The sequence below is a fragment of the Cupriavidus sp. genome (assembly GCF_057315035.1).
Window position 1 is genome coordinate 14325 of sequence record NZ_DBHKYV010000056.1, and the last position, 21115, is coordinate 35439.

General features: G+C 60.4%; 20 protein-coding genes. 9 read left to right on the top strand and 11 right to left on the bottom strand.

All coding sequences use genetic code 11. The features are described from left to right. Window positions 1-99: 99 nt before the first annotated feature. From ACO550_RS36460 to oiaK, 4 genes are read left to right on the top strand one after another with little or no spacing between them, the layout of a single operon-like run. Complete coding sequence (locus ACO550_RS36460; protein WP_485995126.1) at window positions 100-1371, top strand: MFS transporter; 1272 nt, start codon at window positions 100-102, stop codon at window positions 1369-1371. Between the two features lie 48 nt (window positions 1372-1419). Next, window positions 1420-2250 carry a phosphogluconate dehydrogenase C-terminal domain-containing protein gene (locus tag ACO550_RS36465; RefSeq protein ID WP_315596032.1) on the top strand — a complete coding sequence of 277 codons (831 nt, stop codon included), beginning with the start codon at window positions 1420-1422 and terminating at the stop codon, window positions 2248-2250. 44 nt (window positions 2251-2294) lie between these two features. Next, entirely contained in the window at window positions 2295-3539 is a 1245-nt protein-coding gene (locus ACO550_RS36470; protein ID WP_315596033.1) for a RuBisCO large subunit C-terminal-like domain-containing protein, read from the top strand. Window positions 3540-3547: 8 nt separating this feature from the next. Next, window positions 3548-4903: a 3-oxo-isoapionate kinase OiaK gene (gene oiaK / locus ACO550_RS36475; protein WP_315596034.1), complete on the top strand. Its 1356-nt coding sequence runs from the start codon at window positions 3548-3550 to the stop codon at window positions 4901-4903. Between the two features lie 57 nt (window positions 4904-4960). Here the strand turns inward: oiaK and ACO550_RS36480 are convergent, their stop codons facing one another. The 6 genes from ACO550_RS36480 to catA form a co-directional block, all read right to left on the bottom strand. Then, entirely contained in the window at window positions 4961-6346 is a 1386-nt protein-coding gene (locus tag ACO550_RS36480) for an MFS transporter (RefSeq protein ID WP_315596035.1), read from the bottom strand. A 57-nt stretch (window positions 6347-6403) separates the two neighbouring features. Then, window positions 6404-7180, bottom strand: coding sequence for a benzoate diol dehydrogenase BenD (gene benD, locus ACO550_RS36485; protein ID WP_315596036.1), 777 nt, complete (start codon window positions 7178-7180; stop codon window positions 6404-6406). After that, a complete protein-coding gene (benC, locus tag ACO550_RS36490) occupies window positions 7177-8199 on the bottom strand; it encodes a benzoate 1,2-dioxygenase electron transfer component BenC (protein WP_315596037.1) in 1023 nt (340 codons plus the stop codon). Before benC ends, benD begins: the two co-directional genes overlap by 4 nt. A gap of 37 nt (window positions 8200-8236) precedes the next feature. Continuing rightward, window positions 8237-8725, bottom strand: a complete 489-nt coding sequence (benB, locus tag ACO550_RS36495) for a benzoate 1,2-dioxygenase small subunit (protein WP_315596038.1) — start codon at window positions 8723-8725, stop codon at window positions 8237-8239. Next, window positions 8722-10080: a Rieske 2Fe-2S domain-containing protein gene (locus ACO550_RS36500; protein WP_315596039.1), complete on the bottom strand. Its 1359-nt coding sequence runs from the start codon at window positions 10078-10080 to the stop codon at window positions 8722-8724. The genes benB and ACO550_RS36500 overlap by 4 nt, the downstream gene beginning before the upstream one ends. Window positions 10081-10186: 106 nt before the next feature. After that, a complete protein-coding gene (gene catA, locus ACO550_RS36505; RefSeq protein ID WP_315596040.1) occupies window positions 10187-11122 on the bottom strand; it encodes a catechol 1,2-dioxygenase in 936 nt (311 codons plus the stop codon). A 172-nt stretch (window positions 11123-11294) separates the two neighbouring features. On the opposite strand from catA, the gene ACO550_RS36510 reads away from it, so the two are divergent. The 5 genes from ACO550_RS36510 (at window position 11295) to ACO550_RS36530 (ending at window position 15567) form a co-directional block, all read left to right on the top strand. Then, a complete protein-coding gene (locus ACO550_RS36510) occupies window positions 11295-12218 on the top strand; it encodes a LysR family transcriptional regulator (protein ID WP_315596041.1) in 924 nt (307 codons plus the stop codon). Between the two features lie 4 nt (window positions 12219-12222). Beyond that, entirely contained in the window at window positions 12223-13398 is a 1176-nt protein-coding gene (locus ACO550_RS36515) for a benzoate/H(+) symporter BenE family transporter (protein ID WP_315596042.1), read from the top strand. 97 nt (window positions 13399-13495) lie between these two features. Further along, window positions 13496-14299, top strand: coding sequence for a polyhydroxyalkanoate granule-associated phasin (locus tag ACO550_RS36520; protein WP_315596043.1), 804 nt, complete (start codon window positions 13496-13498; stop codon window positions 14297-14299). Window positions 14300-14310: 11 nt separating this feature from the next. Beyond that, window positions 14311-15222, top strand: a complete 912-nt coding sequence (locus ACO550_RS36525; RefSeq protein WP_315596044.1) for a class I SAM-dependent methyltransferase — start codon at window positions 14311-14313, stop codon at window positions 15220-15222. Window positions 15223-15381: 159 nt separating this feature from the next. Next, window positions 15382-15567, top strand: coding sequence for a hypothetical protein (locus ACO550_RS36530; protein ID WP_315596045.1), 186 nt, complete (start codon window positions 15382-15384; stop codon window positions 15565-15567). 43 nt (window positions 15568-15610) lie between these two features. On the opposite strand, the gene ACO550_RS36535 is transcribed toward ACO550_RS36530, so the two are convergent. From ACO550_RS36535 to ACO550_RS36555, 5 genes are all read right to left on the bottom strand, one after another. Continuing rightward, the gene (locus tag ACO550_RS36535) at window positions 15611-16798 is read right to left on the bottom strand and encodes an acyl-CoA dehydrogenase family protein (RefSeq protein ID WP_315596046.1); all 1188 of its coding nucleotides are present in this window, start codon (window positions 16796-16798) and stop codon (window positions 15611-15613) included. Between the two features lie 106 nt (window positions 16799-16904). Further along, on the bottom strand, window positions 16905-17474 hold the full coding sequence (locus ACO550_RS36540; protein ID WP_315596047.1) for a cold shock domain-containing protein: 570 nt from the start codon (window positions 17472-17474) through the stop codon (window positions 16905-16907). A 78-nt stretch (window positions 17475-17552) separates the two neighbouring features. Then, window positions 17553-18464 carry a restriction endonuclease gene (locus ACO550_RS36545; RefSeq protein WP_315596048.1) on the bottom strand — a complete coding sequence of 304 codons (912 nt, stop codon included), beginning with the start codon at window positions 18462-18464 and terminating at the stop codon, window positions 17553-17555. Between the two features lie 142 nt (window positions 18465-18606). Continuing rightward, window positions 18607-20379: a ShlB/FhaC/HecB family hemolysin secretion/activation protein gene (locus tag ACO550_RS36550; protein WP_485995123.1), complete on the bottom strand. Its 1773-nt coding sequence runs from the start codon at window positions 20377-20379 to the stop codon at window positions 18607-18609. A 66-nt stretch (window positions 20380-20445) separates the two neighbouring features. Continuing rightward, window positions 20446-21045, bottom strand: coding sequence for a hypothetical protein (locus ACO550_RS36555; RefSeq protein ID WP_315596049.1), 600 nt, complete (start codon window positions 21043-21045; stop codon window positions 20446-20448). Between the last annotated feature and the right edge of the window lie 70 nt (window positions 21046-21115).

Sequence of the window (21115 nt, forward strand, 5' to 3'; positions counted from 1 at the left end):
CGACCTACAGGAGACAACGTGGAAAACTTGGAAGACTCCGCCATCGAGCGGTCGGCGATCCGTAAGGTATCGCTACGCCTGGTACCGTTTATTGCGTTGATGTTCTTCATCAACTTTCTGGACCGGACAGCCATTTCATTTGCCGGCCCGAACGGCATGACAAAGGACTTGGGGCTGACCGCCGCTCAATTCGGTTTCGCCGCGGGCGTATTTTTCGTTGGTTATATCCTGCTGGAAATCCCCAGCAATCTCGCCCTTCACAAGTACGGCGCCCGTCGCTGGTTGGCGCGCATCATGGTGACCTGGGGCATTGTCGCCATCCTGTTCACCTGGGTCAGCAGCATCGAAGGCCTTTACCTGCTGCGTTTCCTGCTGGGCGTTGCCGAAGCTGGATTTTTTCCTGGCGCCATTCTGTTCCTGAGCACGTGGGTACCAGCACGCCACCGCTGCCATGTGCTGGGGCTGTTCTATCTGGCGCAGCCGCTCACCATCGTCATTGGCGCACCGGTTGCCGCGCTTCTGATCGAGGCGCATGGCCTGTTCGGGCTCGCCGGCTGGCGCATCATGTTCTTCGGCGTGGCGGTGCCGGCCATCGTCGTCGGTGTGATCACGTGGTTCTACCTGGCTGACAAGCCCGCCCACGCCAAGTGGCTGACCGAAGCCGAACGCGACTGGCTCAACGCTGAACTGGACAAGGAAGAGAAGATCAAGCCCCATGCGCATGGCCGCATGGCCGGCCAGGCACTGCGCGATGGCCGCGTCTGGGTGCTGTCGCTGACCTACTTCGGCCTGATCTATGGGCTGTATGCGCTGGCGTTCTTCCTGCCCACCATCATCGGCGGATTCGAAGCCCAGTACGGTACAAAGTTCGATGTGTTCCAGAAAGGCTGGATCACTGCCATTCCATATTTCCCGGCCGCAGTCGCGCTGTTCCTGTGGAGCCGCGATGCGACCCGCCGCGGCGTGCGGCCTTGGCATGTCGGGGCGCCGGCGCTGATTGGGGCCATCAGTATCCCGGTTGCGCTCTACATGAACTCGCCTGCCGCGACCGTGGCGGTCATCACCGTGACTGCGTGCGCCATTTTCTCCGCGCTGCCCAACTTCTGGTCGATTCCGGGTCGCTTTCTTTCCGGCGCCGGCGCAGCCGCAGGCATTGCGCTCATCAACACCATTGGCAACTTTGCTGGCTTTGCCGCCCCGTTCGTGACGGGCGCGGTCAAGGATGCGACCGGCTCTTACCAGGTGCCCATGTTTATCGTCGGCGGTTTCATGCTGCTCTCCGCGGTGCTCGTCTTTGCCATCGCCGCCCGGGAGAAGCAGGCCGCGCCAAATCGAAACGGCGCACTCAACCCGCACGCAAACCTGAAATGAATCCGCAGTGCATCGACATCACGATGCCTACCTAACTGGAGTACTAGCATGAAAGCAAAGATCGCCCTGTTTGGGGCTGGTGGAAAGATGGGTGTACGCCTGTCAAGGAATCTGCTCAAGTCAGACTACGTCGTGCACCATGTCGAACCAAGCCCGGCTGGACAAAAGCGTCTGAAGGACGAACTAGGTCTCGAGTGCGCCGACGTGGACCTGGCACTCGACAACGTCGATGTCGTGATCCTGGCAATCCCCGACACCATCATCGGAAAAATCGCCCACGAAATATCGTCGAAGCTGCGCCCCGGGACGATGGTCATGCTGTTGGACGCCGCCGCGCCCTTCGCTGGCCATCTGCCAGACCGCAAGGATCTTACCTACTTCATCGCGCATCCCTGCCATCCGACTATCTACAACGACGAGGTTGACGAAGCCGCGCGGCGGGATTATTTCGGCGGCGGTGCGGCCAGGCAATCGATCACCAGCTCGCTGATGCAAGGCCCCGAGTCCGCGTGGGATCTCGGCGAAGCGGTCGCAAAGGCCATCTACCAGCCCATCAAGGACTCGTACCGCCTCACAGTCGACCAGATGGCGCTGCTCGAACCAGGCCTGTCAGAGACGATCTGCGCAACGCTGCTGCAAGTGATGCGGGATGCGATGGACGAAGTGGTAAAGCGCGGCGTGCCGCAGGCCTGTGCGCGCGATTTCCTGCTCGGCCACATGAACATCCTGGGGGCGGTGATCTTCAATGAGATTCCCGGCGCCTTCTCTGATGCCTGCAACAAGGCCATCACGTTCGGCAAGCCACGCCTGATGCGCGACGACTGGTTGAAGGTCTTCGACCGCGAAGAGATCGCTGAGAGCATTCGCCGCATCACTTGAGACTTGAGTCGTGCAACAAAGGCACGCGACAAACAGGAGAAAATATGTCCGAACGCATCCATGCCACCTACTGGCTCGAAACGGGCGACGATCCGGCGCGGGCGGCCGAGGTCATCGCAGGCGAGCAGTCCAGCGGGACATTTGTCGCACTGGCAACCGAAACACCGGAACTCAAGGCCCGCTCCGGCGCGCGGGTCGAACGGCTCGAGATTCTCGACACGGCAAGCGTGCCGAGCTTGCCGACTCCCAAGACGTCGAAGACATACACGCGCTGCCTGCTGGAACTGTCCTGGCCGATCGAGAACCTGGGCGCTTGCCTGCCAACGCTGATGGCGACCATCGCAGGGAATTTGTTCGAGCTTCGCGCGGTGACGGGCCTGCGGCTAATCGATCTGCAACTGCCACCGTCGTTCGCCGCCGCGTATCCGGGCCCGGCTTTCGGCATCGAAGGCACACGAAGGCTCTCCGGTGTCAAACAGGGCCCGCTCATCGGTACGATCATCAAGCCCAGCGTCGGACTCTCCGCAGAAGAAACGGCCGTGCAGGTGCAAGCGCTGGTCGACGGTGGTATTGACTTCATCAAGGACGATGAATTGCAGGCCGATGGTCCGCATTGTCCGTTCGAAGAACGCGTGCGTGCGGTCATGCGGGTCGTTAACGCCGCAGCCGATCGAACCGGCAAGAAAGTGATGGTGGCATTCAACCTGACCGGCGATCTCGACAAGATGCGACGCCGTCATGACCTCGTGCTCGAGCACGGCGGCACTTGCGTCATGGTGTGCCTGAACTCGGTAGGCATCGTTGGCTTGCACGAACTGCGTCGACACTCCCAATTGCCGATCCACGCCCACCGCGCCGGTTGGGGGTATCTCACGCGCAGCCCCGCACTGGGGTGGGACTACGCACCCTGGCAGAAGATCTGGCGCCTCGCCGGGGCAGACCACCTGCACGTGAACGGGCTGCGGAACAAGTTCAGCGAACCCGATGAGAGCGTGGTTGTGGCAGCCAGATCAGTACTCGCTCCGGTCATGAGCGGTGCGCCCATGACGGCGATGCCGGTCTTCAGTTCGGGGCAGACGGGGCTGCAGGCGCATGACACTTACGCTGCGATTGGCTGCGCTGACCTGATTCACACCGCAGGCGGTGGCATCTTCGGTCACCCCAATGGCGTGTCGGCCGGAGTCGAGGCATTACGGGAATCCTGGAATGCCGCGATGCAAGGCGTTCCGCTGGAGACACAGGCCGCGCGGAAGCCTTCGCTCGCTGCTGCCCTGGAGTTCTGGCGATGAGCTCGGCTATGTCGCAGAACAATCTCCTGCTCGCCTACTACGGGGACGATTTCACCGGTTCCACCGATGCGATGGAGGCGATGACGGCTGCCGGTGTGCCGAGTGTACTGTTTCTTGATGTCCCTTGCCCGGAACTGCTGACACGATTTCCGCATGTGCGCTGCGTCGGGATCGCCGGCTCGTCGCGCGGTCGTAGCCCCGAATGGATGGAGCAAGAGCTCCCCCGCGCCATGACTGCACTGGCTCGACTTGGGGCACCGATCCTTCACTACAAGGTCTGCTCGACGTTCGATTCCTCGCCCACGATCGGCTCCATCGGCAAGGCCATCGACATCGGTGTCAAGACCATGCATGGGCGGTGGTCACCGAGCATCGTTGGCGCGCCCAGACTGAAGCGCTATCAGGTCTTCGGCAATCTGTTTGCCATGGTGGATGGTGTGGGATACCGGCTGGACCGACATCCCACAATGTCTCGGCATCCCGTCACGCCCATGGCTGAAGCAGATCTGCGCCGGCATCTGTCGGCGCAGACGCAACGCCGCATCGAACTCGTCGACATGGTGCAACTGCGCCAGGGCAAAGCGGCACAACGCCTGGATGCGATCCAGGGCGACGACGTTCCAGTCGTGATGATTGACGTGCTCGACGATGAAACGCTACTCGCGGCAGGTCGCTTGATATGGGAGCACCGCGCCGAAGGGGTGTTCAGCGCGTCCTCATCCGGGTTGCAATATGCGCTGACATCCTATTGGCGAAGCGAGGGACTCCTTCCCGCCAAGCCGTCCTTGCCGGTCGCCGGCCCCGTTCCATCCATCGCAGTCGTCAGCGGAAGCTGTTCGCCTGTCACGGCGGGGCAAATTCAATGGGCTCGGGAGAACGGCTTCCATGCCGAACGCCTGCAACTAGCCAATGCCTTGAATGATCGCACCCGCAGTGACGAGATTGAACGCGTCGTGCAGATAGGCGCCAAGGCAATCAGCGATGGCACGAGTGTGATCGTCTTCAGCGCCGAGGGACCGGACGATCCCAGCGTCCTGGCTTTCGACGAAACGGCGCGCAACAACGGACTATGCCGGGCAGATGCCGCCCGGCAAGTAGGTGCGGTTCTTGCCGAGGTAATGCGACGACTACTTGATGAAGTCGACCTGCGACGCGTCGTGGTAGCGGGTGGCGATAGCTCGGGAGAAGTGGCCAGCGCCCTGGAGATCGAGGCGCTCACCATCTCGGCAGGACTGACCCCGGGTGCACCGCTGTGCCGCGCGTGGTCCCGTGTACCGCGACGGGACGGTATCGAGATTGTCTTGAAGGGCGGGCAGATGGGCGATGTTGGATTCTTCGGGCTGGTTCGGGATGGAGCAATGTGACCCAGCGAAACAGCGCAGCCTCACCCCCACCCCGAATCATCGGCAAAGCGCGCCCTCTCAGGAACTCCTGCGTTCAGCGCGCAGAACCACCGTTTTCCCGGAGTCCGACGCATCCTGGCTCGCCTTGCTATCGATGACCGATGCCGACTTCTTATGGTCGATCAGCAGCACTGCCAGCACGGCGATCACCGCGGGCACCGCAATCGCCGCGAAGTTCTGCTGGAGCGGCAAGGACATGCTGACCAGCACGCCGATCACGATAGGCGCGAGGATTGCGCCGCTTCGACCAACCCCGGAGGCCCAGCCGATACCCGTGCCCCGCACCGTGGCCGGGTAGAACTGCCCGGCATATGCGTAGGTAACGATCTGCGTGCCGATCGTGGATGCTCCGGCCAGCGCGACCACCAGAAACAACAGTTCGGTTGGCATCTTGTAGCCCAGCAGCGTGATCGATACCGCAGCCAGCGCGTACATGCCCACCAGCACGTACTTGATATTGAACTTGTCGGCCAGCCAACCGCCGCTGATGGCGCCCGCCATCGCACCCAGGTTCAGTACCAGCACGAACGTCAGTGCCGAGCCCAGGCTGTAGCCTGCGCCAGCCATCAGCTTGGTGAGCCAGGAGCTCAACGCATAGACCATGAACAGGCACATAAAGAAGGCCACCCACAGCATTACGGTGCTGAAGCCACGGCCATCACGGAACAGCATGCTGATGGGAGCGCTGGTCCCCTTCTCGGCCTGCGGCAGATCGAACCGGTCCGTCGCTTGCGCGCGGTACGTGGGCTCCATGCGGGCCAGTGTTGCCTTGACGCTGTCCAGACGATTGCGGTGGATCAGGAACGCCAGTGACTCAGGCATCAGCCTCAGCACTGCGGGGATGATCAGCACGGGAACACTGGCCGCCAGGAATACCGACTGCCAACCGTAGGTCTCGATCAGTGATTTCCCCATTAGTGCCGCCAGCATGCCGCCCACGGAATATCCGCTAAACATCAGCGTGACCATGGTGCCGCGGATCTTGCGCGGCGAGAACTCGGTCATCTGCGCCACAACGTTCGGCATCACGCCGCCGATACCCAGTCCGGCCAGGAAACGGGTAATGCTGAACGTGACCGGATCATGGGTCATGCCCGCAGCCGCAGTGAAGACGCTGAACAATGCAATACAGATGGCGATGGCCTTGGTGCGGCCAATACGATCGGCAATGGTGCCCATGATGACGGCGCCGAACATCATGCCGAATAGCGCCGAGCTGACCATCAAGCCGGCGCGGGTGGCATCGACGCCCATGTCCTTCATGATGGAAGGCAGCGCAATGCCCACTACCGCAAGATCGTAGCCGTCAAAGATGATGATCAGCGCGCACCAGAACAGCAGGCCAGCATGGAACTTGTTGAAGCGCGCATCGTCGGCGAGCTTGTGAACATCAATATGACGCATGGTTGTCTCCTCCGTTATTCGGGATGTCTTTGGTTGATCTCGCTTCTTTGGCGAGTTTCAGCCGTTGTCGCCGCCGGCAACCGGCAGCACAGCGCCTGTGATGTAGCCAGCTTCGTCAGACGCCAGGAACAGGATCGGCGCGATCTGTTCGTCGAGCGTGCCGTAGCGCTTGAAGAAGGTGGACTCGGTAACCTGCGTCACCGCTTCGTTCATCCAGGCCTTCTCTTGCGCGTTGTCTCCCGCCGCGTTGCGCGGCACGCGTCGCGGTGGCGCTTCGGTGCCACCGGGTGCTGCAGCCACCACGCGGATGTTGTGTTCGCCATACTCCATCGCCAGCGACTGGGTTAGCGCATTGACGCCGCCCTTTGCCGCCGAGTACGGTACGCGGCGGATTCCGCGCGTGGCGTTCGAGGAAACATTGACGATGGTTCCGCGCCCTTGCTCAAGCATGTACGGCAGCACTGCGTGGCACGCGTACAAGGTTGGCATCAGCGAGCGACGGATTTCCGCATCGATCTGCGCCGGTTCGAACTCGGCATATGGCCGCATGCGAATCGCGCCGCCCACGCCGTTGACAAGGATGTCGACTCGGCCAAACACCTTTACCGCGAACGCCAACGCGGAAGCGGCACCGTCGTAGGTCTCAAGGTCGGCAATGAAGCCGGCGGTTTCAGCCCCGACGGCTTCTGCCGCAACCTCCGAAACAAAGTCCGCGCGGTCGACGAACAGGACCTTCGCGCCCTCAGCTGCTGCGCGCAACGCCACGCCACGGCCGATACCCTGTGCGGCACCGGTGACCACCATCACCTTGCCTTCGAATCGACGCGCGCTCATGCGGCCACCGGCGCAGCGTTGGGCGTGAACTTCTCATAGTGGAAGCTGTTGGGCTTCACGCCGTTGTCGTCAAAATGCTTGCGTACCGCGTCGACCATCGGCGGCGGTCCGCACAGGTACACGTCCACATCACCGTCGTTCAGGCATTCAGCCGGCATATGCTGGGTCACCCAGCCCTTGCGAGGATGGCTCGACTCTGCTTCCGCAACCACGGTGCTGAACGTAAAGCTCGGCAACTTCGCGGCGTATGCCTCGATGGCTTCGACCTGGACCAGATCGAGGTCGCGCGTCACGCCGTAGATCAGATGCACCTTCTGCTGCGAGTTCGCACGAACCAGCACTTCCAGCATCGACAGGAACGGTGCCAGCCCCGTGCCACCGGCCAGGAACAACAACGGACGCTCCACGGCGCGCAGGTAGAAGCTGCCCAGCGGGCCGGTCAGTTGTACCTTGTGGCCCGGCTGCGCCGCTTCGAGCCAGGTGCTCATCACGCCGCCGGGAATCTTCTTGATCAGGAAGCTGATCTTCGATGCGCCCGGTGCGGACGAGAACGAGTACGAACGATGCATGCCGCTGCCGGGTACGTCGATGTTCACATACTGGCCTGCCAGGAAGACCGGAGGAATGCTGTCGACGTCCAGCTCAAGCACTACCGCGGCATCATTGTGCTGCTCGACCTTGGTGACCGTCGCCGCGAACTTGCTTTGCTCGGTCTTGCACACCGTCGACGACGCCGGTACCGAAATGACGCAGTCACTCTGCGGCACCATCTGGCACGTGAGCACCAGACCGCTGGATTTCTCGTCGTCGCTCAGTGCATCCTCGATATAGTCGTCGCCCAGATCGTAGCTGCCACTCTCGGCGCGGCACTTGCACGTGCCACAAACCCCGTCGGAGCAATCCATCGGCAGGTTGATCCTGGCGCGAAACGCGGCATCGAGGACCTTTTCGCCGGCCTTGCATTCCACAAAGCGGGTTACGCCGTCTTCAAAATTCAGTGCGATGTTGTAGCTGGACATGTTGCCTCCTGCGTCCGTTCTCATTCCAACCGTTGGCTCAGACGTGGTAGACGTCGAGCACCTGGCGGATATAGTCATTCTTGAGCGCGATCTTCTTGCTCGAAATCAGCAAGCGGTCGTCAACCTTGCGCAAGGTAACGAACACGGTGCCAAAGTACTGGTCCGTTACCCTGTAGCGATGGCTCAGCGTGTTGAAGTTGTATCGAACGTCGACTTCGTTTTCACGCTCTGCCAGCACTTCCACATTGGTGACGTTGTGGCTGGTACGCGGTTCCGGCATCGACGCGCTGCTGCGTTCGGTCCGGATCCGGAACACGCGGTCTTCCAGGCCGCCACGATCCGGGTAGTACATCAGGGAGATTTCGCTTTGCGGGTCTTCGGTGAGCTGGTCATCGTCATCCCACGCCGGCATCCAGTACGTGACGTCGTCGGCGTAGCAGGCCAGCCACTCGTCCCACAGGCGGTCATCCAGGAAGCGCGCCTCCTGATAGAGCGCGGTACAGATGTGTTGATAGTCGATGCTCATGCTGCCGCCTCCGCCTGTTCCTTGCGCAAGGCATCGCGCATGACCTGCCTCCAGTATTCGTGTTGAACCACGAACAGACCTTCGTCTTCGCTGCGCTCGCCCGAGATGAGCGGGTTCAATCCCATGCCCTGCGCATTCGCGTCAGGTCCGTGGACCCACAACGGCGCGCCGCGCGACATGTCGTTCCACATCGAAGTGGTGTTGGCGTAACCAGACTGGCACGCACGGAATTCCTCGAGGTCGTCGCTGGTGCCCATGCCCGAGACATTGAAGAAGTCTTCGTACTGGCGGATGCGGAGCGTACGGCTTTCCGCGCTTTCGCCCTTCGGGGCGAAGCAGAAGATGCTGACTTCGGTCTTGTCAACGCTGATCGGACGAACCACGCGAATCTGCGTGCTGAACTGGTCCATCAGGAACACGTTCGGATACAGGCACAGGTTGCGAGTCTGGTTCACGATGTACTTCGCCTTGTCTTCGCCGACACGGCTGGCGATCTCGTCGCGATGCTGATAGACCGGACGCACTTCAGGGTTCATCGTGTTGGTCCAGAGCAGGATATGGCCGTGCTCGAAGCCATACACGCCCGCCACCGACTTGCTCCAGCTGTTTGCATCGACGGCATGGGTGCCCTCTTCCTTGCGGCGGCCCATGGTGGCGGCGTAGTTCCAATGCACGGTGCTGACGTGGTAGCCGTCGCAGCCGTTCTCCATCTGCATCTTCCAGTTGCCGTCGTAGACGTAGGAAGAATTGCCGCGCAGTACTTCGAGACCTTCCGGCGCTTGCGAAACGATCTGGTCGATGATGACCTTGGTCTCGCCGAGGTAGTCCTCCAGCGGCATCACGTCTTCGCTGAGGCTGCCGAACAGGAAACCACGATAGTTCTGGAAGCGCGCCACCTTCTTCAGGTCATGCGAGCCCTGCTTGTTGAACTGCACCGGATACTCGGTGGTCTTCTCGTCCTTGACCTTCAGAAGCTTGCCGGCGTTCGAGAACGTCCAGCCGTGGAACGGGCAGGTAAAGCTGCCCTTGTTGCCATGCTTGCGACGGCACAGCATGGCGCCCTTGTGGGCACACGCATTGATCACCGCGTGCAGCTCGCCGGTCTTGTCACGCGTGATGACAATGGGCTGGCGGCCAATCCACGTGGTGTAGTAATCGTTGTTGTTGGGAATCTGGCTTTCATGTGCCAGGTAGACCCAGTTGCTCTCGAAGATGTGCTTCATCTCGAGTTCGTACAGATCGGCGTTGGTGAAGATGTCGCGGCGGCAACGGAAGACGCCATTTTCCTTGTCATCCTGAACGGCATTGCTGAGCAAATCGTCCAGTTGTTGTGCTTTGTCGATAGTTGCGGACATGAGTCGTCTCCCTATGCGGGCTTCGTTCAAGCCCTTTGGCATCGGTTCAGATAAAACTTCGCGGAGAGGTTGGCGGCCTGGTGAAGCCGGCCGCCGTATGCGGGGGTTACGCTGTGGCGGATACGCGGGGACGATGCACCAGCTGGTTGTCCTTGCCTTGCACCAGTGGCGTCAACTCGATGTTGAACTCGATTTCCTTGTACGCGTCGCCCTTGAGGCCGAGCGCTGCGCCACCCGTCTTGTCGACCACGTGCGGTACCAGCTCTTCGCGAGTGGCGTAAGCGAAGTCATCCCAGATCAGCGGGTCGCCTTCGATGTTGATCTGCGTCGTAAGCTTGCGGGTCTTGTCGCTGGTGACAAAGAAGTGGACGTGCGCCGGGCGATTGCCGTGACGGGCCATCGCGTCAAGCAGTTGTTGCGTGGCACCTTGCGGCGGGCAGCCATAGCCAACCGGCATCAGCGTGCGGAACTCGTACTTGCCGTCGGCCCCGGTCTTCACTGCACCGCGCAGGTTGAAATCGTCCTGTGCGCCGGTCGGGTCGAAGTGCGAGTAGAAGCCCTTCGAATTGGCGTGCCAGCATTCCACCACCGCATCGGCCACCGGCTTGCCGTCCGGTCCGGTCACCTTGCCGCGGATAATCAGCGGACCCGCGTCTTCGTCGGCATTGAGGTCGATCTTCGACACGCCATTACGCACCGGGGCGCCTGCCACATACAGCGGGCCTTCGATGGTGCGCGGGGTGCCGCCATGAATGTCGGCTTCGCGATCCGCGGCATCCATGCGGATGTCGAGATACTTCTCGAGACCAAGGCCAGCGGCCAGAAGCGCCGCCTCGCCATCTTTGCCGAGCTTGTTGAAGTAGTTCACGCCAACCCAGATTTCGTCGGGCGTCATGTCCAGGTCGTCGATGGCCTTGAAGAGGTCGCTCAGCAGACGGTGCGTGATCTGCTTGGTGCGCGCATTGCCTTCCTGGCCTCCCAGATTGGCCGCAGCCTTCAGCAGGTCCTGCACTTCCTTCGAGTCGAATACTTTGGCACTCATGTCTGCTCCTAACTCTCTGTGTTTTTGTGGGGTTAACCCTCATTCCAGGTCGATCTGAGGCTACTCAGAAGGTATAATCGGGCCCTGAAACAGCGTGTAAAAGCAGAATAGAGGCGCCAAACGGACCAGTCCAACACCGTTTTAGTATTGCGCTATACCTTGGAGGTATTTTATGGAGCTGCGACATCTCCGCTACTTTGTAGCCGTTGCAGAAGAACGCAACTTCACGCGCGCGGCACAGCGGCTCCATATTGCACAGCCGCCGCTCAGCCGCCAGATACAGCAACTGGAAGAAGCACTGGGGGTGCAGCTATTCGAACGGAACTCGCGTCCGCTCAAGCTCACCGAGACCGGCAAGTTCTTCTACTCTCACGCGGTGCACCTGATTGCGCAGACCAACGAACTGGAATCGATGACCAGGCGCGTGGGCAATATCGAGCGCAGCCTGTCGATCGGCTATGTGGGTTCCACACTCTACGGCATGCTGCCAAAAATCATCCGGCGCTTCCGGGACGAGAACAAGGCCGTCGAACTCAGCCTGCACGAGATGTCGACCATGGACCAGATTCGCGCACTCAAGGACGGACGCATCGATATTGGCTTCGGCCGGATTCGACACGAGGACGCAAACATCCGCCGGGTAATCCTGCGCGAGGAACGAATGATCGTTGCGCTTCCCGTCGGTCATCCACTATCTCTGTCGAAACCGGTCCTGTCGTTGAGGGATCTTATCTACGAAACATTGATTGTTTTTCCGAAGGCCCCAAGGCCCAGCTTCGCGGACCAGGTCCTGGCGGCGTTCCAGGAACGCGCGCTTACGCCCCGGCGCATCTATGACGTGCGCGAACTGCAGATTGCATTGGGGCTGGTTGCGGCGGGAGAAGGCATAGCAGTCGTACCAAGCAGCGTCTATGGACTCAAGCGCGACGACGTGAGCTATATGGAACTGGATGACCCCGCCCTCACCTCACCCATCATCATGAGCATGCGCGCCATGGACGAGTCGCGCGACATCAAGGAAATGCTGGAACTGATCTACCGCCTCTACGAGGAAGAGAAAATCCCTTATGTACCCCGCACGGACATAGGGGCTTGATCGGATGGATTCCTTCGCCTCCAACCAAACGTGGTCTGTATCGGCAGTCACCGCCGGCCTGCTCGCCGTCATCATTTCTTATGCCGGCCCCCTCGCCATCTTCTTCCAGGCAGCGCACGCCGCCCAGGTCGGCAACGACGTGGTGGCATCGTGGGTATGGTCGATTTCGATGGGCGCCGCGGTGTCAGGACTGGTGCTCAGCTGGTGGCTAAAGCAACCGATCATCACGGCCTGGTCCGCTCCGGGAACCGCGTTGCTGGTGACGCTTTTTCCCGCCATGCCCGTCAGCGACGCGATCGGCGCCTATATCGTGGCCGGCGCGTGCATCCTCGCAATCGGTCTGACCGGACTGTTCGACCAGATTACAAAGCGCATTCCGCCAGGAATCGCCTTCGGCATGATGGCGGGCATCCTGTTTCAGTTCGGCACCAACATATTCAAGTCGATCAGCGTCAATCCGTGGCTCGGCTTCGGCATGCTCGGTAGCTACCTGGTGTTCCGGCGCTGGGCAGCACGCTACTGCCTGATACTGGTGCTCGCGTTCGGTGGCCTGCTCGCCATGGCGCTCGGACTGACGCATTTCGACACCGTCACCTTGCGCGTGACCCACCCGGTTTTCACAATGCCCACGTGGAACTGGCAATCAACCATCAGTCTGGCCGTACCACTGGTCATCGTCAGCCTGACGGGCCAGTTCCTGCCAGGCTTCGCCATCCTGCGTGTCTCAGGATACAACACCCCAAGCCGCCCCATACTGGCAGGAACCGGCCTCGCTTCAATCCTTGTCGCTTTCACCGGCGGCATCACCATCGTGATTGCCGCCATCACGGCGGCAATCTGCACCGGCGAGGATGCGCACCGCGACCCTCGGCGCCGCTACGTTGCCGGTATCGCAAACGGACTCTTCTACCTGATTGGCGGAACCTTCGCGGGAACCGTGGTCATGTTGTTCGCAGCGCTTCCCAACGCTTTCGTGGCGGTCCTGGCCGGACTGGCCCTGCTGGGAGCCATCGCCACCAATATCGTGGGACTTGTACAGGACGAAGCGCATCGCGAAGCAGCGTTCATCACGTTTATCGCCACCGCATCAAATATGACCTTTCTGGGTCTTGGTTCGGCGTTCTGGGGAATTGTGCTGGGAACGGCGGCGCATGTTGTGTTGAGGAGGAGGGGTAGGTAGGAACTGGGGGCACGTTTGGCTCGGCACACCGCCGCTACCTTTGCGAACCGCGATTCCTTAGGATAAAAGTGCTCAATACGTAATATAAATGCTCCGCGTGAGCCGCAAATTCCCAAATGCGGCTCACAAAATGAGCCGTATTTGCCAAGATACGGCTCATGGTGGCCGCGGTGAGCTGGTTGAAGGCGTCAAGCCGTCGAGGCGCCATGGCATAAATGTGCCGGACTGGGCTCAGTGGCGAAAAATTGTTGCATTGCACAATTCACCAGCTTATTCTGCGGTATCCGATGCAAGGACTTTTTGCGACACTGCGGATAACGCTTGCAGGGACTTCGCGTCCGCCACGACGATTGCCGGTGGCGGCTTAATTCTCGATCACAGGGTACGTCTCGACGTCCCCCGAAGGAACTCTGTGCATCTCGCTGCGCCCGCCCCGTTAGTCTTTCGTCCCTCTTTGGACACCTCCCATATCTTTCTTGACTTGTTCGAGCTGATTCAGGCTTCAATACAAGTTGTCGCCTTGCGCACCACGCGGCTTGCTTTCGCCGGTCCTCTGCCTGACGAGCAGGACCGCCGGGAAATCGACCTCATGAGCTTTGAAAAAGGTGAGGCTGCATCTGAATCGATCCTTGCCCTGAGTACAGGCTGGGTGGATCTGGCCATGACGCTTGCAAAAAATGCCAATGAACAGTTTGTTGCGGCCACCTCGGCCGCGGCGATGCTGGTGTCCAACCCTTCTTCCGCGCAATGGAGCGAACACCAGGCTGAACTCTGGCGGTTAGCTGCCAAACTTCCTGCCGTCCCTCTGGAACTGGCAGGCTTGGCGACTAATTTACTGGAGGACACCATCGCGCCATATCGCCGTCGCGTAACCGCGAATGCCAAGCGCTTGAGCGCTTAAAGCGCGATGCGATGAATGCCGTGGACGTCCAGCCTTCAGTCCCAACCTCGCGCCACGCGTCGCACCGCCCCGACGCCACCAAAGCTGTCCAGATCAGGCCGCGATTGGAAGGTGTCTGCGAGACGATGCTGTGGACGCTCTATGATCGGGCTTCCGAAGCGCGCAATTCGAGCGGTGTTCTCATCGACGCCGAGAGCATCCGCATCTGCGACGCATTGGACTACGACTTCAAGGGCCGCTTCGGAGAGCCTACTGGCGTTTTCGCGGCACGCGCCGCCGAGATCGACAGGCTGATTGGGCAATGGCTCAAACAACACCCTGATGGTCAGGTCGTATCGTTGGGCGAAGGCTTGGAGACGCAGGCATTTCGTGTGGACAACGGCCGCATGCGCTGGCTCACAGTGGACCTCGCGCCGGCCATTGCGCTGCGCGAACAGTTTCTCCCCGCTTGTAAACGGTTTCGCAACGTTGCCGCGAATGTGAGCGAGGCAAACTGGATCGACGAGATTGAGTCCGAAGGTGATGTGCTGGTCATCGCCCAGGGACTATTGATGTATCTCGAAGCAGAGGCTGTGGGCCGGCTCCTTCACGAACTCGCAACGCGTGTTCCGGGCGCTGAATTTGTATTCGACGTGATTCCGCGCTGGTTTTCGGAGTTGACCCGGTGGGGCATCATGCAAACACCGCACTACCGCCTGCCGCCGATGCCGTGGGGGATCAACAGCGACGAGATAGGACCACGGCTGTCTACCTGGTCATCAAAGATCACAGCCGTGTCAGTGCATGAGTATCGGGCGCCCCGCGGTTGGGCCAAGCTGACAGAAGACCTTTTCCGCCTTAACCCGTTCGCCCGGCGATACCTGCCGGCCATCGTGCAGCTGCAAATTGCCGGTACTCGTCCGAACGCGGCTACGGTCCGCTGATGTAATGATGCGCCGCTGCGGCATCACGCAGGTCCGATTGTCCCGCTAAGCGCTTTCCCCTAGCGTCCCGAAAAGCAAAGCATCTGTCCCGCCACGTCAAATCATTTGGCCACAACCTCGCATACTGCATGACACCGATAACTCTTCTGAGTCGCTGCCATGTTCGCAATTGGTGTTTGGCTTCTTTGCTCGCTCGGGGTCGGCCTGCTGGCTCATTTGCTGGGACGCGTCGGCATTGGCTGGACGATCTTCTCGCTGGCCTTTTCGCCCTCGCTGGGCCTGCTTCTGGTGGCCGTTCTCGATAAGAAAACGCCGAGGGCGCACAGGACTCACGCGCCGAGCTAATAGGTCGGGAACAACGTCCAGCCCGGCGCGTCCTCGCCTACTTTTAATCGGCTGCGGCAAGCGTGTCGCGCTTGATCTTCTTCGCCAGTGACCACTTGTGAACTTCGGTCGGACCGTCATAGATGCGGAACGCGCGAATCTCACGGAAAATCTGTTCGACGATCGTGTCCCGAGACACGCCCGTGCCGCCCAGAATCTGCACGCAACGATCCGATACGCGGTACAGCGCCTCGGAAACTGCAACCTTGGTCATCGAACTTTCCGCGGTACCGAGCAAACCGCCATCGAGCACCCCGGCGCACCAGTCGATCATCAGTGCCGACTGTTGCAGGTCAATCAGGTTCTCCGCCAGCATGAAGCCGACCCCTTCGTGGTCGATCAGCGGCTTGCCGAACGCCTTGCGCGTGACTGCATACGCGCGCGCAATCTCGTCGGCCCGCACGGCACCGCCGAACCAACGCATGCAATGAGAAAGCCGCGCCGGTGACAGGCGGATTTGCGCATACCGAAAGCCCTCGTTAATTTCGCCGAGCACCTGGGACTGGGGCACGCGCAGGTCGTCGATCACAACCAGCGCGTGACCGCCGGGCATGGAACTGTCGATGGTATCGATCAAGCGCTCGATGCGGATTGCCGGATGCGGCAGATCGACCAGAAACATCGTGGCCTGGACATGATCGGCGTCCCCGGTGCGCGCCATGATGATGCCCACGCTTGCCCCTTCGGCACCGGTAATAAACTTCTTGCGTCCGCGTATCACCCAGTCGTCGCCGTCCCTGACCGCCCGGGTCTGGAGCATCGACGGATCGGAACCCGCCCCGCCCTCCTCGGCCGGCTCCGTCATGAAGAACGCCGAACGGGCATCGCCACTGACCAACTTCGCCAGGAACTGATCCTTCTGCGCTGCAGTGGCAACCGCGCCCAACAGGAACATGTTGCCCTCATCCGGCGCCATGGTATTCACGGCGACCGGGCCGAGTGGCGACAACCCGGAGCGTTTGAGCACAGCCGCGGTCTCGCGCTGCGTCAAGTGAGCGCCATCGCCAAGGATATGAGGCGTCATGACCCCGGCGGCACGAGCCTTGGCACGCAGTTCGGAGACAAGATCATCTGACGGACCGTGATCACCGCAGCGCGGATCACCCTCGTAGGGCACCACGACGTCACGCACGAAGCGCTCGACGCGGTCGGCAATAAGCTGGCTTCTTTCAGTGGGGCATTCGGTAAACATGCGGAGCCTCCCTTATGGTGTGTCGATTACATTGGCGGCGTCGCGCTAACCCAGCCATTTGCCGAGCAACTTTCCCGACACCATCGCCCACCCGTGGTTCGAAAGTCTATCTGGAAAACGTGCCCGTACACCACTGAGACTCACACGGGATGCCATCGCCATCACCGTCCATTTCCGTGTTCGGACAGTTGTTCAGGAAGTACTTGGCCTCCTTGCAGGAAGTCATCTGCGAACAGTGCGTCCGTCCATCGCATCGGAATGGATTGGATGCCTCCGAGTTTTCCGCGGTCAGCACCGGGCTAGCGTCCGAGATCGCGGTTTGCGACACTTGGTGCTTTGGGGCGAAGTACTTGTATCCCGCTGTCGCGAGAGCAGCAACGACAAGGAATGCAGCCAGACGAGAACCCATCGAACTTCGCGCCGGCGGTTGTGAGCGTGCCCGATATGGCGCTGCCTGTCTGCTGTTGGGCCGTTGGACACTGATTGCTCTCTTCTTGCCATCCTGGTTGAGCGCAACAAGAAATGTCAATGACTCCCCTACTCTCGGCATCCCGTCCCGCCGGGGGTAATCCGAAATATGAACGAAGATATCCTGACCGCCGTTCGACGGGGCAATGAACCCGAATCCCTTGTCGTTGTTCCAGGTCTTGAGCTTGCCTTCGATGCGTGCATTCATTGGTTTCGACGATTAACCATCATCCTGCGATGTTCTCGCGGCAGAGTCTTGCGCTACGGCGTGTTGATGAAATGAGTGTCATGCCGCGCGCGCAAGCGTGAACCTGCAACCGTTCGAGTAGTTTCGACAACCCCAGAACGATCGTCCTTTACCCTCGCGCTCCACCAACTTCTGCCCGCAAGCGGAGCAGGTCGGCGTGCGATAGTCGCCTTCGAATGCCTTCGCCAACAGCGTGGCTTGCTTGTACTGATCGAGTGCCCGGATGCGTTCGACAATGCCGGCACCGTCCAGCAACTGGATACCTGCCTCGGCGGCATAGTCCTGAACCGGCTGGCCAATGAAACCCGTCAGCGACCAGAACACTCCTCGCTGCACTTGTTTGGCATGCATGACTCCGCCCAACGCCCGAACCGTTTCAACTTTTACCGGCGAGCGCCATGCCTTGCACTGGATTACGGCGATCGGCGTGGACAAGCCTTCCTTGTACAGCGTGGCATCAATGCCACCGTCCGCGCCATGCGGGACCGTGGTAACAGTGAAGCCCATGGCTTCGTAGTACCAGGCGCACAGCGACTCGAACCGTTTCCATTCCAACTGCTTGAGCGCGTCAAGGGACCATTCGGTAGGCTTTACGAGCGTAGTGCCTGGATTCAGGATTGAGCGTGCCTCGTCAATACTGTCTCTAGCATCGGGATTTCGATCGGCAACAGGGCTGATGCTCGCAACATCCCCAGCGGGGCGAACTCTGCGCGGGTGCCGCGCACCGCGAGACGATGCATCGACCTCCGGCTGGCGCCTTCGTGCGCGCAGATAGGCAAGCAGGCCCAAGAAGCTGAACATCGTTGCCGGAACCCATGCAAGGGAACGGCTGGCTATGGCGAGCCCAATCAAATAAGGATGGGAGGCGAAAACAGCGGGAACAACGGCGCGGAGCCCAATGTAGCTGCCCAATGCCAGCACGAGGGAAACCCACCATGGGGAATCGAGCAATACAGCACCGAGCGACGGCTCCCTTTTTCTACGACCCATTGACCCACCCTTTTTTGTTCACATCTTTTGGATCCCGAATCTAACAGAAGTGTCTGGGCTAATCGGTTGCTGCGGTCCAACACCCCTCGATAGAGGCAGCAACTTAATACTGATAAACGACCTGCATACCTGCCGTCATCCCAGCCGTATGGAATGCCTGCGGCTTGTACACCGGAGCACCCAGGAACACGTCATAAGACGCACCACCGAATTTCTGTGTTCCGATACCACCCCGCATGCCGATCACCGCGCCTGCCAGTTGCGTACCAACAAGTCCCTGCGTGGATGGACCGTGCACCCGGCCATAGTCCATACCGACGTAGAGTGCCTGCCCGCTACTGCCTAGCGGAGCCTGTAGTTCGTTGCGCCAATAGAATCCACGCTCGCCTGCAAGTTGGCTTTCACCATCGAAGCCACGCACCGTATAGCGGCTGCCAATCGTCAGGTCATCGACGTAGTAGAGCCGGTCATTGGTGAATTGCCCCCGCACCGAAGTGACATAACGGAACGGTTGCTCGGCCACCTTGAATGGCACGGACAGGTTGGCATCGAGCACCATCATCCGGAAGCACCATGTTGGTCCGTCGTCGGCGGCCAGCGCGTCAGGCTGCGCCCCGAACGCGCCAATGCCCTGGCGGAATGCCAGCGTGGCGTCTAACTGCGACTGGCCGAAGTAGTGGCGGTCTGTGATGCCGAATTCTAGAATCGTGTTGTTCCGATGCTGCTGCGGGATCTCGGTATCTTCGATGAAGCTCTTCCCAAAACGACGCGTCAGCCGTACCTGCACGCCGAACACATCATTCTGACTACGACTCAGTACCCGGTGCAGCTTCAGGTCGACGTTCTCCGATTGGCCGCTCGAAATGAACGTCGTATTGACGCCCGCGATCTGCTGGAAGTAATTGCTGCTGTAGGCAGACAGCGTAGCCGTCCAGTACCCCCACGGCACCGAATAGAATCCGTTCCAGCCGCGCGTGCCGTGCTCCTTGTTGTTGAACATCAGATCCTGGTTGTAGCCGATGTTGAACATGTCGTTCAACCCCAGCGGATTGTCGATGCCGACACTGAGATTACCTTGCCACTTGCCTGTCGAACGCGAGCCCGAGTTGTCGACCGATGCCACTAGCGTCCAGGGCTTGTTGCGCTTGACCGTGATCACGACATCGCTACGCCCCGGCACCGATGTCGGCACTATCTGCATGTCGACGTCCTGGCTCACCACGCGCTTCATCTGCTCAAGACCTTGCTCCAGGTCGCGCAGGTTCAGCAGTTCCCCCGGGGCGGTGGGAAAGGCTGTTCTCCAGGTCCCCCATAGGTCCGGATCACTGAAGCGGATGTCGCCAATCACACCCGGAATGAGTGCGAGCTTCAGCATGCCGGATGACAGGTCCTGTTCTGGTACCAGCACGCGGGTGGTCACGTAGCCCTTTGACAGAATCGTTTGCGAGAGTCCCTTTACCAACGTTTCAACGCCCTGCTTGCCGATGCATTGACCCTGGTAGTGATCGAGCCAAAGCTGCGAGAAGGCGAAAGGGTCCATCGGCAAGGCCGAGGCGCCGGCGGTTTGCAGGTCGGCCGGGAGGTCCTTGGGGACTTCGAGGACGAAACGGGTGACGCGGAAACACGGAGTATCCTGCGGCAGCGCAGGATATTCGGCACGCGCGATGGCCTCGGCACGCACGGCGGGTGCATCGACGATGGCAGCCCGTTCGCGCGCCTCCCGTTGCTGGCGGGTGCGCTGGTCTTGCTCGGCGTTGGTCAGGGCGGCCGCCTGGCCGGTAGGTGGCGAGACCTGCGCCATTACGGATGACGACAGGCTCGAAAAGCCAACCGCGAGTGACGCGGCAGTGGCAATGTGCGGCAGTTTGAAGGACATCGGCGTAACAAGGGCCGGACGGGGCTTTCGCGCCCGTCGGAATATGGCGAATGAATTGGGTTGGCGTTACTCGAGCGTTGCCGCTGCGGGCTCGGTTGCGGGCGCGACGGGTAGCGCGGCCACGGGCTCGGAAGCCGCCGCTTCTGCCGCCGATGGATCCTTCGGCGGCCCCTCGTCCTTCACGACATAAGACGGGTCACGCACCCACCGGGCCATATCCTTGGCAATCACGATAGCGCTGCGATCCAGGATCGAGCAGGTCCCCTTGAAGGCGCCCCAGAATCCGCCAATGGACCAGCGATTCACTTTGGTATTTCGCACGACCTTTCCATCCTCAACCAACTCAGCGATCACGGTGAGGGCCTTGGGTCCCGTCCACGCACCGCCCCCAATGCCGAGCACATGGGAGATCTGGAGCCTGAGCACTTGCGATCCGCTGGCATCGGCACCCACCGCAACCGTGCCGGTGCCACCTTTGTTGCGCTTGCGCAAGATGTCTCCAACACGGTTTGCCAGCATGTCTTCGATATGGCATTCGGTCTTGACTCGCTCAACCACCTCCGAACCGGGGGCGTAGGTCACCGGGGTTTCCAGGACGACGGCTTGCGAGGCTGCCACGGCGGTGGCGCTTGACAGGGACAGGGCTGCGAAAAGATAGAGCTTCATGTTGACGTCAATTACTAAAAAACTTCTGGCTACAGCAATTTCGTGAGCAATTATATGGCCATTTACCGTA

What these genes read in the sequence shown, in the direction of transcription:
- ACO550_RS36460 (WP_485995126.1), top strand. Translation starts at nt 100, where the DNA reads ATGTTCTTCATCAACTTTCTGGACCGGACAGCCATTTCATTTGCCGGC.
- ACO550_RS36465 (WP_315596032.1), top strand. Translation starts at nt 1,420, where the DNA reads ATGAAAGCAAAGATCGCCCTGTTTGGGGCTGGTGGAAAGATGGGTGTA.
- ACO550_RS36470 (WP_315596033.1), top strand. Translation starts at nt 2,295, where the DNA reads ATGTCCGAACGCATCCATGCCACCTACTGGCTCGAAACGGGCGACGAT.
- oiaK (WP_315596034.1), top strand. Translation starts at nt 3,548, where the DNA reads ATGTCGCAGAACAATCTCCTGCTCGCCTACTACGGGGACGATTTCACC.
- ACO550_RS36480 (WP_315596035.1), bottom strand. Translation starts at nt 6,346, where the DNA reads ATGCGTCATATTGATGTTCACAAGCTCGCCGACGATGCGCGCTTCAAC.
- benD (WP_315596036.1), bottom strand. Translation starts at nt 7,180, where the DNA reads ATGAGCGCGCGTCGATTCGAAGGCAAGGTGATGGTGGTCACCGGTGCC.
- benC (WP_315596037.1), bottom strand. Translation starts at nt 8,199, where the DNA reads ATGTCCAGCTACAACATCGCACTGAATTTTGAAGACGGCGTAACCCGC.
- benB (WP_315596038.1), bottom strand. Translation starts at nt 8,725, where the DNA reads ATGAGCATCGACTATCAACACATCTGTACCGCGCTCTATCAGGAGGCG.
- ACO550_RS36500 (WP_315596039.1), bottom strand. Translation starts at nt 10,080, where the DNA reads ATGTCCGCAACTATCGACAAAGCACAACAACTGGACGATTTGCTCAGC.
- catA (WP_315596040.1), bottom strand. Translation starts at nt 11,122, where the DNA reads ATGAGTGCCAAAGTATTCGACTCGAAGGAAGTGCAGGACCTGCTGAAG.
- ACO550_RS36510 (WP_315596041.1), top strand. Translation starts at nt 11,295, where the DNA reads ATGGAGCTGCGACATCTCCGCTACTTTGTAGCCGTTGCAGAAGAACGC.
- ACO550_RS36515 (WP_315596042.1), top strand. Translation starts at nt 12,223, where the DNA reads ATGGATTCCTTCGCCTCCAACCAAACGTGGTCTGTATCGGCAGTCACC.
- ACO550_RS36525 (WP_315596044.1), top strand. Translation starts at nt 14,311, where the DNA reads ATGAATGCCGTGGACGTCCAGCCTTCAGTCCCAACCTCGCGCCACGCG.
- ACO550_RS36530 (WP_315596045.1), top strand. Translation starts at nt 15,382, where the DNA reads ATGTTCGCAATTGGTGTTTGGCTTCTTTGCTCGCTCGGGGTCGGCCTG.
- ACO550_RS36535 (WP_315596046.1), bottom strand. Translation starts at nt 16,798, where the DNA reads ATGTTTACCGAATGCCCCACTGAAAGAAGCCAGCTTATTGCCGACCGC.
- ACO550_RS36540 (WP_315596047.1), bottom strand. Translation starts at nt 17,474, where the DNA reads ATGAATGCACGCATCGAAGGCAAGCTCAAGACCTGGAACAACGACAAG.
- ACO550_RS36550 (WP_485995123.1), bottom strand. Translation starts at nt 20,379, where the DNA reads ATGTCCTTCAAACTGCCGCACATTGCCACTGCCGCGTCACTCGCGGTT.
- ACO550_RS36555 (WP_315596049.1), bottom strand. Translation starts at nt 21,045, where the DNA reads ATGAAGCTCTATCTTTTCGCAGCCCTGTCCCTGTCAAGCGCCACCGCC.